We start from the raw sequence: 14887 nt of genomic DNA on the forward strand, positions 1-14887 counted from the left end.
CACACCGTGCTCCGCGCGGGCGGCACACGCCGTCCGCCGCCGGGAAAAACCTGATTTTATTATACTGTATTCCAAACTCAAAATCAATGGATTCGGCGAAAAAATCGAACGAATGTTTTATATCTCTGCCGCCAAATCCCCCCTGCAAGAGCTTACTCGCGGCGGTACACGCCAGAAACCACGCGGTCGAAGCCGTTAAAATCCGGACGGATTTGAATCCGCGAAAGGCCCGCGCCGCGAAACAGCGCGGAGACCTTCTCCGCCTGCGTTTCCCCAATCTCAACCGCAACGATTCCGCCGGACTTCAAACGCGGCAGCCAGATTTGTGCAATCGCCCGGTAAAAATCGAGGCCGTCGCTGCCGCCGTCGAGCGCGGTGGCCGGCTCTGCCTGCACCTCTTTTTGCAGCAGCGGAAGCTCCGACGCCTCAATATAAGGTGGGTTCGAGATCACTGCGTTGAGGTTCCAAAGCTCCGGCGCGGCATCTTCCCGTGTGATATCGGCCTGTACCGCGAGAACCCGACCGTCACCATAGCGATCCAGATTTTTCTGCAAATAAGAGAACGCCTGCCCGTACCATTCCACGCAGGCCACCCGGGCGTCGCCGCGCAGGCGGGAAAGCCCCAGCCCCACGGCGCCCGTGCCGGCGCACAAATCCGCCACCAGCGGCGCGGGGTGCCCGCCGAGCAGCTCCGCAGCCGTGTAGACCAGCAGCTCCGTTTCCTCGCGCGGAATCAGCACTCCCTCCCCCACGGCAAGGCGCATTCCGAAAAACTCCCATTCCCCCAGAATATACTGCAGGGGGCGGCGGGAGCGCCGTTCTTCAATGGTGCGAAAAAATTCCTTCGCCTGCATGGGCGGAGCCTCTTCCTCCCCCCGCAGCAAAAGGCCCTGGCGATCCATGCCGAAGGCCCGCCGGAACAGGCAGATGGTATCAAAAGCGGGGCTCTCCACGCCCGCGCGCCGCAGCAGGCTTCTGCCCTGCTGATAGGCCTGCTGAAAGGTCATCTTACAATTCGGTCCTCTCCGTTTTCCGGAATGACTTCTTTCATGGCGCTGATCGCCACCTCGATCATGGAATCCTCCGGTTCTTTGGTCGTCAGGCGCTGCATCCACATGCCCGGCGCGGAAATAATGCGGGTAAACAGATTGTCGTATTTGCCGCAGATGCGGATCAGCTCGTAGCCGATCCCCATGAGAAGCGGCACGCACAAAAGCTTTGCCACCGTGCGCACAAAGGGATTGGTAAACGGAATAAAGTACCCGGCGACGATGCCGAGCAGCAGCATGATCACCATAAAGCTGGTGCCGCAGCGCGGATGAAAGCGCTGATGCCTGCGGACATTCTCCACCGTCAGCTCCTCTTCGTTCTCGTAGCAAAAAATGGTTTTATGTTCGGCCCCGTGGTATTGAAACACGCGTTTAATATCCGGCAGGCTGGCGCAGAACGCAATGTAGGCGATGAAGATCGCGATTTTCAAAAAGCCCTCGAACACGGTGCGCCACTCGGCAAAGCCGGGGCCCCACAGGTAGGTTTGTCCCATGTTGAACAGCCACGTGGGCAGCCAGAAGAACAGCCCCACGGCGAGCAGCACACCGAGAACGGCGCTGATCGTCATGATCGCGTTCATCAGCTTGTCTCCAAACACGCGCTGCATCCACTGGTCGAATTTAGAGGGCTGCTCGTCGTCCTCCAGCCCCGATTTTTCCGCCGAAATGCTCAGCGCCCTGTACCCCACGGAAAGCGCGTCGATAAACCCGGCCACGCCGCGCAGAATCGGCAGGCGCAGCAGGCTGTAACGATTGCGCAGGCGGTTGACGGCAATCTCCTGGGTGGAAACGGTGTTGTCGGGCATGCGCACGGCCAGCGCGGTCTTGTGCGGGCCCTGCATCATCACGCCCTCCATCACGGCCTGCCCGCCGATGCTTGTGATCATTTTTGTTTTTTCTCTAGCCATTTTGTTCGGAATTCCTTTCTTCCGTCGCAGGCGCCGGCTTTGCCTCCGGCGCGGACTGCCTGAGCGTTGGTATCGTGATGGTCACGACGGTTCCGACTCCCTCCTGGCTTTCCAGCTCCAGGCGGCCGTCATGCAGGCGCATGATCTCGTCCGCCAGGGCCAGCCCGATTCCGGAGCCCCGCACCGTCTGGTTTGCTTTGTAGAACTTCTTTTTCACGTTGGGAAGGTCCTTTGCGGAGATGCCGCAGCCCGTATCGCTGATCACCACCCGGATTTTTCCGTTTGCTTCTTCCGCGGTAACGGTAACGGTATCCCCTTCTTTGGTATATTTCAGGGCGTTGTCGATGATATTGACAAATACCTGCCGCAGGCGGTTGATGTCGCCCAGCACCGGGGGCAGCAGGGGCGGCTCCTCATACACCAGGAATTTGCCCTCCGCCTTCGCACGGTCGGTAAACAGATATACCGCCTCGCCAAGCTCCGCGAGAATATCGATTTTATCCATCATCAGCGTCATGCGGCCGTTCTGCATGCGGGAGAAATCCAAAAGCTCCTCCACAATGCCCGAAAGCCGCTCCGATTCGCGGATAATGACGCCCATGCCGCGCTCATACGTTTCGCGCTCGGCCTCGTCCATGCCCTGCAGCGTTTCCGCCCAGCCCTTAATCGCCGTGAGCGGCGTGCGCAGCTCGTGCGACACCGAAGAGATAAAGTCGTTCTTCATTTTTTCCGCCGTGCCGAGCTCCACGGCCATTTTGTTAATGGTCTCGCACAGTTCGCCGATCTCGTCGTTCTGGCGGTTCTGAATGCGCGCGTCGAAGTCGCCCTGGGCAATCCGCTTGGCGGTGGCGCTGATCAGCTTGATCGGGTCGACGATCGACTTGATAAAGTACGTGCTGGAAAACACCACGAACAGAATGACGAGAAAGCCCATGATCAGAAGCCCGCCCAGGATGGTGAGAATCTGCCGGTCGGCTTCTTCCAGCGAGACGATATAGCGGATGCTGCCAAGGGGCAAACCGGCCTGACTGCGGATCTGGCGCGTGACGGCCATCACCTTTTCCCCGGAGGAAAGGCGGCCCTGCCAGGTGCCGTAGCCGTCCTTGCTTGCCTGCGCCAGCTGAACGTCCGGCATTATCTGGTCCTGGTCGGGCGGGAAGCCCGTGGAAGTGACGAGAATCCGGCCCGAAGTGCTCAGCACCATCATCTCCATCATCTGCTTGCTGGGCGAGTTTTCCACATAAGCGCGCGCCGCGCCGGAAAACTCCGCCGCCGTTTTACTGTCATACCCGGCAAACACGTTGGTCAATTCGCTCGAGCGCCCGTTGATGGTCTGCTGAATGCCGTTGTACACATAGCTCTGCACGACCAGCGAAAGGCAGAGAATCAGAGCGGCAAGAACAAGCAGGATAATGCCAAGGCTGTTCAGAATCCAGCGCCGGGTAATGCCCCATATCTTCATTTCTCCGCCCTCCTTTCGCGCCGTTTTGTGTCGTCACAAAATCCATTTGAAATTGCGGCAGGCATCTTCCCGCCCCCGCGGCGGAGGAGGTGCGCTGTGCCGATCAATACGGTTTGAAACCAATTTGAGTGACAGGCAGTTCAAAACCTGTTGTTGTATTCGTTGAGCCTGCCGGCTGCAAAACCGGCTTCTACGCTTCCCATTTATAGCCCAGCCCCCAAACGGTTACGATGTGCTTGGGGTTGGACGGTTCATCCTCTATTTTCATCCGCAGACGCCGAATGTTCACGTCCACGATCTTTTCTTCCCCATAATAGGCATCCCCCCACACGTGCTTGAGGATGTCGGAACGATCGAGCGCCTTGCCCGGATTTGAAAAGAAATACTCCATGATCTGGAATTCCACCTGCGTCAGCTCGATGGGGACATTTTCCTTCATCAGCGCGCGGTTTCGCAGGTTCAGCGAGAAGATGCCGGAACGGATTTCTTCGCGGAAGTTGTTGCCGGTGCGCATTTCCGCCAGCGCCACCCGGCGGTACACCGCATCTACGCGGGCCACCAGCTCGCTGGGGGAAAACGGCTTTGTCACGTAGTCGTCCGCACCCATCATCAGGCCGCTCACCTTATCCATCTCCTGCGTTTTGGCGGTGAGCAGAATGATGCCGATGGAGCCGCTCTTCTGACGCAGCTCGCGGCAAACCGCGAGGCCGTCGTGCTGCCCGGGCATCATAATATCGAGAATGGCGACGTCGAACATGCCGTTTTCGCGCTCGTACAGCTCCAGCGCCTGATCCCCGTTTTCCGCCTCAACCACCTCGTAGCCCGCGCGTTTGAGATTGATCACAACAAACTCGCGGATGGTCTGTTCATCCTCCGCGACCAGTATTCTCTTCATTCGTCAGGTTCCTCCTCTGCCAATTTTATTCCTGCGGCGCGATCAGCCGGAAGCTGTTCGTAATGTCGTTGATGTTCAGGGCCATCGGGTCGTCCGGCTGAAGGATGGAGGCCGCATAAACGACGCCGTTTCTTTCCTTCAGCTTATAAAAGCCCTTCGTGACCGCCCCGGCGTTCCATTCCTGTTCGGTGAACTCCTGCAGCTTGAGCAGGCCCGTACTCACCGCGCCCGCGGCGGCATTGTTCACCGTGCCGGCCGCGGCCCCGGCAGCCGGCAGCCATTTGTAAAAGGTCAGGGAGCGCGCCTCACGGTCCACCTTTACGGTAACCTTGACCTTGCCGCGCCACATCTCGGGAATCATAAACCAATAGCCGCTCTTCTGGTTGATGACCATACTCATCACCGGCTGCAGAATATTGTTCACGCTGTCGTACCGGTACCAGTTCGTCATGGCGCAAGCTTCATCCGGCAGGGGCGACGAATACCCCGGCAGCGGGTTGACAATGGGGATTTCGATCAGCGTGTCGCCGTTGATGTCGCGCGAGGTCACGCTCGTACTGCGCTGCGTGTAGTTGGCCGTCTGCGTGCCCGAATCCAAAAAGGGAGATTGCAGCAGCTTTTTCTTGGAGTCCCAGAACAGCACCTCCGTCACGTAATTGCCGCCGGCCTTTACCCCGTCGAGCACAATGCCGTACTGCGAGGAATTGATCATTCCCGCCGTGACCGCCGCGTATTTCGTCACGCCGATATCCAGATGCGCCGAGCCGATGGTCTCCACCATATTATCCGTCACGCGCAGCAGGCGCGCGATGGCCGGCTGCTCCGCCGTGGAAACGGAGGCCGTAAAGATTTCGTCGTAGGTATCCCCGTCGAAATCGCGCACTTCTATTTCATTATAAGGCTGGTTATAAGAAAGCTCCGTCATTTTGCCGTCGTGGTAAGAATAGATGCTGACCGACGAGGTCTGGTTCAAAACATTGCCCCAGCCGACGATTACGTCGTCCACACCGTCGCGGTTCACATCGCCAAAGCACACCTTATCCACCTGAGTGGCGGGGTTATTGAAGGAGCCGACCTCCGCCCAGATTTCGGACCCGCCGCGGATAAAGGAAATGGTCAGACCGCCCTTCTGGTCGGGATTCTGGTACAGCGCTATGGCGTCCTCCGCCCCGTCGCCGGTTAAATCCCACATTAAAATGGCCGAGCGGTAGTCCCCTCGGCTGGGGTAGCTCAGATTCAGCTGATCGTTCGTTTTTTTCTCCAGCACCTTGTGAATCTGCTCCTTGTTGCCGGTCGCGCGCGGCGGACGCATCAGGGTCTGAGGATCCAGGCTGACCGAAGAGCAGCCGGAGCACAGTACAGCCAGAGCCAGCACGGCAGCGATCACCTGTTTCCTCATTTCTTTTCACGTCCTTTCCCTTTCGCACAGGTTCGGTCTGCGCCTTTATTTATCATTATCAATAGAAATCTATTGTTTGAATCATTCTCTAAGCGAAAAAGCTTTCCAGCGGGTGCCCCCGCGTGGGGGGTGCCCCTTCGTGACGGGGTGGAATTTCTATTTCTCATTTTAGGTGTGAGGGCAAAAATGTTGTTTTTTCCTTTGCGGCTATCCCGCGGGGCGCCCGCTAGCGCGGGCCTGCCCCTTGTGCCGTGGCGGGAGCGTCTGCGCCCGGAAAAGACGGTACCTGTATTTACAAAATTATAGATTATTATAGCATGATGCCAAAGAAAAAAACAGTCCCCTTTCTCATATTGGCTGCGCAAAACGGGCGATGGAAAAAGTTTTTGATCGAATTCAATTTGCAATTGACTTTTTCCCCGGTTTTGCATATAATACATATGAACAGTTATTCATATGTTCATATGATCAAAGGAGAATTAGATGATGGCAGACAAAACAGAAGAGCTCGAATCGTGCGAAATCGCGGGGATTCACCCCGAATCGATTCAAAAGGCAAAGGAACAGATGCCCTGTGAGGATCACCTGTTTGATCTGGCGGATTTCTTCCGCATTTTTGCAGATTCCACAAGGGTAAAAATCGTATGTGCCCTGCTTTCGACGGAGCTTTGCGTCTGCGACATTGCGGAGCTGCTCGAGCTTTCGCAGTCGGCAATTTCGCATCAGCTGCGCGTGCTCAAGCAGGCCCGGCTGGTAAAATCCCGCAGGGCGGGCAAGGTAATCTACTATTCGCTGGACGACGAACACATAGAGGGCATTTTGAGTTTGGGCCTGAGTCACATCAAAGAAAAATAATCACAGAAACAGAAGGGTGGGAATGAATCGATGGCCGCCAAGGAATTTGTCGTGGAGAACCTGGGATGCGCCCACTGCGCGGCGGAAATTGAACACGAGGTCGGCAGGCTGGACGGTATTTCGCGGGCTTCGCTCGATTTTGTTTCAAAAACGCTGCGGGTAGAGCTTTCAGACGAAAACCGCTTCCCCGAGCTTGCCGGCAGAATGCAGGAGATTGCACAAAGCCACGAGCCCGACATCCGGCTGACCGAACGCCGGGCCGCACAGGCCGGTGAACGGATTTTATACCTGAAGGGGCTGGACTGCGCGGACTGCGCGGCAAAAATTGAACGCGAGATTCAAAAGCTGGACGGCATCCGCGAAGCGCAGGTGAGCTTCGCCGCACAGCGCGTGATTCTCAAAGCCGGCGACCGGGAGAAGCTGCCGACGCTGACCCGCGAGGCCGTTCGCATCATTGGAGAGATGGAACCGGACGTTACGGTCTCTTTCCGCGAGGAGGAAACCGGCGGGGAGGAGGACGAGAGCAGAAAACGCGTTTCGCGCATTCTTCTCGCGGTAGGCGTAGTGCTGTTTGCTGCGGCAATGGCGATCCCCCTGCCGCAGCTCCCGTCATTCCTTCTCTTTCTGGCCGCCTACCTTCTGATCGGCGGCGAGATTCTTCTCGTTGCCCTGCGCAACATTCAGCGCGGACAGATCTTTGATGAAAACTTTTTAATGTCGATTGCGACCATCGGCGCGTTCGCCATCGGGGAATTTCCGGAGGGCGTGGCCGTCATGCTGTTCTACCGCGTGGGCGAGCTGTTTCAGGATATGGCGGTCAACCGCTCGCGCAACTCGATTAAGGCGCTGATGGACATTCGCCCCGATTTTGCCAATTTGAAGCTGGGTGACGAGGTTCGCCGCGTTTCGCCCGAAGAGGTGGGCATTGGTGACCTGATTCTGGTTAAGACCGGCGAAAAAATACCGCTGGACGGCATGGTGGTGCAGGGCGTCTCCTCCCTCGACACCTCCGCTTTGACGGGGGAATCCCTGCCGAGGGATGTGCAGCCCGGCAGCGAGGTGCTCTCCGGCTCCATCAACCAGAGCGGCCTGCTCACGATTCAGGTACAAAAGGAATTTGGGGACTCCACCGCCTCCCGGATTCTGGAACTGGTGCAGAACGCCAGCGGCAAAAAGGCCCCCACTGAAAACTTCATTACCAAGTTTGCCCGTTATTACACCCCGGCCGTTGTGTTTGCCGCCCTTGCTCTGGCGGTGATCCCACCGATGGTGATCCCCGGCGCGGAGTTCCACACCTGGATTTACCGTGCGCTGGCGTTTTTGGTGGTATCCTGCCCCTGCGCGCTTGTAATTTCGATCCCCCTGAGCTTCTTCGGCGGAATCGGCGCCGCGTCCCGCCAGGGAATCCTGATTAAGGGCAGCAACTACCTGGAAGCGCTGAACGGCCTCGACACGGTCGTATTCGATAAAACCGGCACCCTGACCAAGGGCAGCTTCACCGTGGCGGAAATTCTGCCCGAAAAAATGGAACAAGCGGAGCTGCTGCGCTACGCCGCACTGGCGGAAAGCGTCTCTACCCACCCGATCGCCCAATCGATTGTAAGGGCATACGGCCGGCCCGTTGACGAGGGCCAGGCGCTGGAGCACACTGAAATCGCCGGGCACGGCATCCGCGCCGTCATCGACGGAAAAACCGTGCTGGCGGGGAACAGCCGCCTGATGGAATCCGAAAACATCCGGTTTTCACCTGTTTCGGCCCCCGGCTCCCTGGTTTACCTGGCGGTGGACGGCGAATACGCCGGCTGCCTGGTGATCTCTGATGAAATCAAGCCCGACAGCCGAAACGCCGTGGAAGCGCTCCGGCAGGCGGGAGTGCACACCGTCGCCATGCTGACCGGCGACAGCCGGGCCGTAGCCGAAAGCGTTGCCGTGGCCATCGGCATCGACACCGTCTACTCCGAGCTTCTGCCCGACCAGAAAGTGGAGCGCGTGGAGCTTTTAGACAATCAAAAGTCCCCCGGCGGCAAGCTGGCGTTCGTCGGCGACGGCATTAACGACGCCCCCGTGCTGGCCCGCGCCGATATCGGCATCGCCATGGGCGGCATCGGCTCCGACGCCGCGATCGAAGCCGCAGATATCGTGCTGATGACCGACGAGCTGTCGAAGCTGCCCGCCGCGGTGAGAATCGCGAAAAAAACGCGCCGCATCGTCTGGCAGAACATCTGGTTCGCGCTGGGCGTGAAGGCCGTCATCCTGATTCTGGCCGCCGCCGGAATCGCCACCATGTGGGCCGCCGTGTTCGGCGACGTGGGCGTCGCGCTGATCGCCGTTTTAAATGCCATGCGCGCTCTAAAAACAAAATAAACGCGCGAGCGCCCCGCTTTTACAACTTAACCTTGATTTTGATTCCTTTCCCCCGCCTTTTGTGGGGAAAGGAATCCTCTGTTTTAGGGCAAACCGGCCAATTAAGACCGGCCGCCTGCGCAAAGGCGAACGCTGTGTTTCCTCTTTTTTCCGCGCGGAATTTTACCCGAACTTTGCCAAAGGAATAAAATTTTGATTACCTGTCATAATCAGGATATAATAACTCCACGGCATAAGGCGTATTGCCAGTTGGGTAGATTTTGGTTGGCTTATGCCGAATTTAATGGTATAATAGCAATGTTTTGGACTAAAAGACCGCAAACGCAAACTGCCACTGAACGCCTGCCAGGCCGCCGCGGTGCATGTTCGCCAAGGCCAAACCAAGCGGGAAAGGGGGATGGAAGGATGCAAAGCTCGTCTTCCAACTTAAACAAAACTGACGACCCCAAAAAAGAAAAGCAAAAAAAATGGTTTACCACCATCACGCTGATTCTTTCCATTGGCGTCATTCTCTATTTTTTGTTCACGACCGACGGTGTGGACGCATTGATGGAGATTTCAAAAAACATTCGCCTGCGGTGGCTGGAGATCGCCCTGCTCGCAATATTTGCCCGCTACGCGATCGAGGGCTACGTGCTGTACCTGCTGTCGCGTCATCTGGATCCCTCCTGGACCTTCCGCAAATCCTTCACCGTGGGAATGGTCGGCTTTCTGTACAGCGCGCTCACGCCCTTTTCCGCCGGCGAACCGATGGAGATCTACACGATGGATCGGATGGGAATGAGTGCCGGAGCCTCCAGCGCGGTCATCGCCCTGAAATCCCTCATCTACCAGATCGTTATGATGGTTTACAGCCTGTTTTTTATTGCCACGGAATTTTCCTATTTTCGGGCTGTACTGGACAATATTGCCCTGGTCATCCTGCTGACGCTGGTCATCAACATGACGATTATCGGCGTAACGCTGATCGTGATGTTCAACACCCGCCTGACGCAGAAGCTGCTGCGCTTTCTCATGATGGTGCTGCTGCGCATGAAATGGTGCCGCCACCCGAAGCGCCTGTACCGCAAAATCCGCAATCAGCTGTACGCGTTCCACGACGGCGCGGCTCTGATGGGCCGCTCCACCGCGCTGTATGTAAAGGCAGGCCTGCTCACGCTGGTGCAGATCACCTGCGCGAGCATTGTCCCCTACCTGATTCACCGCAGCTTCAACCTGCACGGCGCACCCTTCTATACCATGATGGCAGCGGATACCTTCGTCACCATGGCCGCGGCGTTTGTTCCCCTGCCGGGCTCCTCCGGCGGCGCGGAGGGCGGCTTCTACCTGTTCTTCCACGATATGTTCGGTTCCGCGATCTGGCCCGCGATTCTTTTGTGGCGCGTTCTCGCATATTACAGCAGCATCGTGTTCGGCTACCTGACCACCTGGGTGGCCGCGAAAAAAAACTGGATGTAACGGCCCGAAAATGCAAAGCCGTATCCCCTGTTCCTCCCCGCTTTGCGGGCAGACAGGGGGTTTTTTTACCCCCGCGCTCCCCGGCTCGCCGCCCTTTTTGAGGGAATCTGGCAAAGAAAGGCTTTTCTCACTGCGAAATCTATGCTATACTAGTTAAGTAACCTAACCTTTTTTCAGAGATTCCGGATCGGTCTTTTCTGCTCCCAGGCCCGCCGACCCTTTTTTCTTTCGCCGGCGGCCATTAAGACCCGGTCTAATATAGATGCGAAAGGAAGTAAGGAATGAGAGACACTTTAATCGACTCACTGAAGGAATCCACGCAGTCTGTTCTGCCCATCTGCGCCATTGTTCTTGCCTTCTCATTTGTACTGCCCTTAACCACCGTAGCTTTGTTTCTGACCGGTGCGGTGCTTCTGGTAATCGGCCTGAGTGTGTTTACCCTCGGCTCCGACATGGCGATGATCCCTATGGGCGAGGCCATTGGCTCAGAGCTGACGCGCTCCAAAAAAATCGGCTGGATCGCGGGCGGCGGATTTTTGATCGGCGTGGTCGTCACGATCGCGGAGCCGGATCTGCAGGTGCTCACGAAGCAGGTGCCCGCCGTACCCGACGAGGTTCTGGTGGGGGCCGTCGCGCTCGGCGCGGGCTTCTTTCTGCTGCTGGCGCTGCTGCGCATCGTGTTTCAGATTCATCTGGCGCACCTGTTTATCGTTTCGTACATTCTGGTTTTTCTCGTGGCGGGAATTTTCTCCCCGGATTATCTGGCGGTGGCCTTTGATTCCGGCGGCGTGACCACCGGCCCCATCACCGTACCGTTCATACTGGCGCTCGGCATGGGCGTTTCCACTGTTCTTTCCGGAAAGAACAGCGAAGAAGACAGCTTCGGCCTGTGCGCGCTCTGCTCCATCGGCCCCATTCTGGCCGTGCTGATCATGGGCATTTTTTACGACTCCTCCTCTTCCGGCTTTGCGTTTGAATCCCCGGCGGAGCTGGAAAGTCTTTCGCAGATTCCGCTGCTGTATTCCGTACAGTTCGTTCAATCGCTCACGGAGGTCGTTGAGGTGCTCCTGCCGATTCTAACCATTTTTATTCTGCTGCAAATTCTTCGGCTGCGCCTTTCGCGCACCAGACTGATCAAAATACTCGTGGGCATTATCTATACCATACTGGGCCTGTCGGTGTTTCTCACCGGCGTCAACGTCGGCTTTATGCCCGTTGGCCGTTTTCTGGGCGGGCACATCGCCAGGTCTTCTCACAACTGGATTCTGATTCCGCTCGCCGCCGTGCTGGGGTTCTTTATTGTTGCGGCGGAGCCCGCGGTACACGTTCTGAACAAGCAGGTGGAGGACATCACCAGCGGCGCGATTTCGCAGCGTGTCATGCAGATCGGACTTTCCGTCGGCGTCAGCCTGGCGGTATGCCTTTCGATGATTCGGATTATATATCAGCTCGACATCTGGTACTTTCTGCTGCCAGGCTATGCTATCGCTCTGCTGCAAACGCGTTTTACCCCCAAGGTATTTACCGCGATCGCATTTGATTCCGGCGGGGTGGCCGCCGGCACAATGGCCGCGGCGTTCCTGCTCCCGTTTGGCGTAGGCGTGTGCGAGGCGCTGGGCGGCAATGTCATGACCGATGCGTTCGGCATGATCGCCATGATCGCCACGCTGCCCCTGATCACGATTCAGGCAATCGGCATTCTGTTCCAGTACAAGAGCCGCCGGGCCGCCGCTCTGGAGCCGCAGGTGACCGACGCTTCGGACGCCCTGATCATCGATATCGACATCGACGGCGGGGAGCCGGATTCTCAGCCGGGCGAGGCGGCCGCCGAACCGCAGGAGGAAGCGATTCCCGGCGCACCGGAGAGCGCCCTGCCCGAGCCGCAGGGGGAAGCGGCCGAACCGCCGGAGCCGGATGCCGAAAAAGAGCAGTCCCCCTCTCCGCAGGATACCGTTTGATTGTTTAGGAGGTTCTCATGGAGCAAGCATTTGAGCACAGCATGATACTGGTGATTGCAAACCAGGGATTTTCCGCCGAAATTATGGAGGCCGCCAAAGCGGCCGGAGCGACCGGCGGAACGGTGGTGCACGCCACGGGCTCGGGACTGGAAAATCTGGAGACCTTTTTCGGAATGACGTTAAAGCCTGAAAAAGAGCTGATTATGATTCTGACGCAGCAATCCCTGCGGAAGGGGATCATGCAGGCCGTGATGAAAGCACACGGCTCCGGAACCGACGCGGACGCGTTCGTATTTTCCCTGCCAGTGGATCAGGTCGTAGGGCTTACTTCCCAAAAAAGCCATAAAGACCGCAGTGTGTAAGCATTGAAAAGATGCTGTTGTCCTTAACAAGAGGACAGCAGCATCTTTTTTCTTTCATCCCAAAAATTTTACCGTCAAAGGGTCTGTTTATGGATTTTCCATCCCTTTTTTTCATGATACAATAGTAGAGCATCTTGGAAAAACCCGGTAAAATTCGGCGAGAAAGGGATTACGCATGAAACAGAAAGTGAATTTGCAACTAAGGCTCATCAATCACACACTAAACACCATTGTAAAAAACCAAATTTTGCTGTATCTCAAAATGGAGGAGCAGGACAAACAGCTCCGGCAGCTCTCCGTCCTGGTGCGTCAAGCCGAAAGAAATCACCTGGGAGAGTCAAAGTAAAAGCAAATTCCCCGGCAGGCGACGCCTGCCGGGGAAACGCTACTTTAAATTAGCTCGTTTTTAAAGCTGTTCCCAAACTCCATTCTCTCCGCGCCGGATGTGCCCGTACCCGAAGCCAAACGGAATTTATCCAGCTCGCGGTACAGCAGCTGGGCCTGCGAAGAAAGTTCTTCACTCGACGCGGAGCTTTCTTCCGCCGCCGCTGCGTTGGACTGTACCACGCTCGAAATCTGCTCCAGCCCCTGCGTAATGCGGGAGAGCTCCTGGGCCTGTTCGACGCAGGCCTTTTCTATTTCGCCGACTGCCGAGGAGATGGCGTTTGTCTTTTCCACACTGTTGTCCACCATTTCAGAAACCGTCTGCGTCAGTCTGGCGCCCTCCGAAATGGCCGAAATCGCACTTGCGATCAGGCCGCCGGTTTCTTTTACCGCCTGCGCCGTTTTAGAGGCGAGCGAGCCCACCTCTGCCGCTACAACGGCAAAGCCCTTGCCGGCCGAACCGGCTCTGGCCGCCTCAATAGAAGCGTTCAGGGCCAGAATATTCGTCTGCTGGGCAATCGATTCGATCAGGCTCGTAATTTCCCCGATTTTGGAAGAGGTCTCCTTCACCTGATCCATCGCCGTATTCAGCTTCTCCATCTGATCCTTGGTGCGGCTCATATCCTGCGACACAAGGTCCACCTGGCCCGATACCTCCTGCGCGCCGGCGGCGTTCTGGTTGGCGGCCGCCTCCACCTTTTCAACGGATTCCGCCAGCCGCTCCACCGAGCTGGACTGCTCGGAAGCACCCGATGCCAGCGATTGGGCGCTGGAAGAAACCTGATCCGCACCGGCGTTCACCTGCTCCGCCGAAAGGCTGATGGTGCGCAGCGTTTCGTTCAGCGAATTGTAAATGAGCGTCAGAGACTCGCTGATCGGCTGAAAATCCCCCAAATACTCATAGCTGACCGTCGCGCGCATATCTCCCTTCGAGATATGTTCCAGATGCATTGTCACGTCGCTGATCATGCCAGCCATGTTTTCAATGAGCGTTTTGCAGGCGAGGGTCAGCCGCCCCGTCTCATCCTCAAGCTCCACAAGCTCTGCGGGCGGCGTGTGCACATCGCCCTGCGAAAGCAGGGTCAGGCGCTCAGTAACCGATTCGATCGGCTTCGTCAGCCTGGCGGACCAGCGCAGCATGAAGACCAGGTTCAGCACCCCCACGACCAGGCTGACAACGACCAGAATGATTCCGTCTCTGCGCTGCTCCTGGCGGTTATGCGCCATGCTCGTCTCAATATCGTCAAAATAGTTCCCCGTGCTGATGTACCACCCATACGGCTGGAACAGCTCGGTATACGCTCTTTTTTTGAACACGCCGTCTTTCCCCGGCTTTGTGAAGAAGTACTCCGTAAAGGCTCCACCCTTGTCGCCAGCGGCAATCAGATTGCGAATATAATAAATGCCCTGCTTGTCCTGCAGGTCATAGCGCATCTGGCCCTCATATTCCTGATTCATATGCACCGCGCACATGCCGTTCTTTTCGTCCGCCCACAAATAGCCTTCCCCATTATTGTAGCGGGTGTCGCGCACGATCATTTCCGCAATCTGGCGGGCCTGCTGTTCGGTGAGCTCGCCGGACTTGCGCCGCTCCTCATTCGCCTGCAAAGCACTGATGACGGTTTCCACCGCATTTTTCGCCTGATTGTCAAACGCAGCCTGCTGCTGATCGTTTACCGCGCCGAACGCGCCGTCCAAAAAGAAAAAGGAAAGCCCCGACAGCACCACGACAATTTCAAGCAGCAGAACACCGACAAACCGCACAATCCTATGCTTGAGCTGCATGGTTCTTT

12 protein-coding genes are annotated in these 14887 nt (G+C 57.0%); 6 read left to right on the forward strand and 6 right to left on the reverse strand.

Features of this window, described 5'->3' with window-relative positions; translation table 11 throughout:
• Window positions 1–152 precede the first annotated feature (152 nt).
• The 5 genes from prmC to G340_RS0104915 all read right to left on the reverse strand — a co-directional run bounded on the left by prmC (window position 153) and on the right by G340_RS0104915 (window position 5713).
• Window positions 153–1007, reverse strand: coding sequence for a peptide chain release factor N(5)-glutamine methyltransferase (gene prmC, locus G340_RS0104895; protein WP_020072542.1), 855 nt, complete (start codon window positions 1005–1007; stop codon window positions 153–155).
• Window positions 1004–1957 carry a DUF1385 domain-containing protein gene (locus tag G340_RS0104900; protein ID WP_020072543.1) on the reverse strand — a complete coding sequence of 318 codons (954 nt, stop codon included), beginning with the start codon at window positions 1955–1957 and terminating at the stop codon, window positions 1004–1006. Before G340_RS0104900 ends, prmC begins: the two co-directional genes overlap by 4 nt.
• Entirely contained in the window at window positions 1950–3419 is a 1470-nt protein-coding gene (locus G340_RS0104905; RefSeq protein ID WP_020072544.1) for a sensor histidine kinase, read from the reverse strand. The genes G340_RS0104900 and G340_RS0104905 overlap by 8 nt, the downstream gene beginning before the upstream one ends.
• 190 nt (window positions 3420–3609) lie before the next feature.
• Window positions 3610–4314 carry a response regulator transcription factor gene (locus G340_RS0104910; RefSeq protein WP_020072545.1) on the reverse strand — a complete coding sequence of 235 codons (705 nt, stop codon included), beginning with the start codon at window positions 4312–4314 and terminating at the stop codon, window positions 3610–3612.
• A gap of 25 nt (window positions 4315–4339) precedes the next feature.
• Window positions 4340–5713: an FG-GAP repeat domain-containing protein gene (locus G340_RS0104915; protein ID WP_020072546.1), complete on the reverse strand. Its 1374-nt coding sequence runs from the start codon at window positions 5711–5713 to the stop codon at window positions 4340–4342.
• Window positions 5714–6199: 486 nt separating this feature from the next.
• On the opposite strand from G340_RS0104915, the gene G340_RS0104920 reads away from it, so the two are divergent.
• The 6 genes from G340_RS0104920 to G340_RS18200 all read left to right on the forward strand — a co-directional run bounded on the left by G340_RS0104920 (window position 6200) and on the right by G340_RS18200 (window position 13056).
• Window positions 6200–6568, forward strand: a complete 369-nt coding sequence (locus tag G340_RS0104920) for an ArsR/SmtB family transcription factor (RefSeq protein WP_020072547.1) — start codon at window positions 6200–6202, stop codon at window positions 6566–6568.
• A 30-nt stretch (window positions 6569–6598) separates the two neighbouring features.
• Window positions 6599–8932 carry a heavy metal translocating P-type ATPase gene (locus G340_RS0104925; protein WP_020072548.1) on the forward strand — a complete coding sequence of 778 codons (2334 nt, stop codon included), beginning with the start codon at window positions 6599–6601 and terminating at the stop codon, window positions 8930–8932.
• A 405-nt stretch (window positions 8933–9337) separates the two neighbouring features.
• Entirely contained in the window at window positions 9338–10390 is a 1053-nt protein-coding gene (locus G340_RS0104930; protein WP_020072549.1) for a lysylphosphatidylglycerol synthase transmembrane domain-containing protein, read from the forward strand.
• Between the two features lie 281 nt (window positions 10391–10671).
• The gene (locus G340_RS0104935; protein WP_020072550.1) at window positions 10672–12348 is read left to right on the forward strand and encodes a DUF1538 domain-containing protein; all 1677 of its coding nucleotides are present in this window, start codon (window positions 10672–10674) and stop codon (window positions 12346–12348) included.
• A gap of 17 nt (window positions 12349–12365) precedes the next feature.
• Window positions 12366–12710: a P-II family nitrogen regulator gene (locus G340_RS0104940; RefSeq protein WP_020072551.1), complete on the forward strand. Its 345-nt coding sequence runs from the start codon at window positions 12366–12368 to the stop codon at window positions 12708–12710.
• Window positions 12711–12885: 175 nt separating this feature from the next.
• Entirely contained in the window at window positions 12886–13056 is a 171-nt protein-coding gene (locus tag G340_RS18200) for a hypothetical protein (protein WP_020072552.1), read from the forward strand.
• A 44-nt stretch (window positions 13057–13100) separates the two neighbouring features.
• Here G340_RS18200 and G340_RS0104950 read toward each other — a convergent pair whose 3' ends face one another.
• Complete coding sequence (locus G340_RS0104950) at window positions 13101–14879, reverse strand: methyl-accepting chemotaxis protein (protein WP_326522323.1); 1779 nt, start codon at window positions 14877–14879, stop codon at window positions 13101–13103.
• Window positions 14880–14887 lie beyond the last annotated feature (8 nt).

It is taken from the genome of Faecalispora sporosphaeroides DSM 1294 (assembly GCA_000383295.1).
In the GTDB taxonomy this organism is placed as follows: Bacteria; Bacillota; Clostridia; order Oscillospirales; family Acutalibacteraceae; genus Faecalispora; species Faecalispora sporosphaeroides.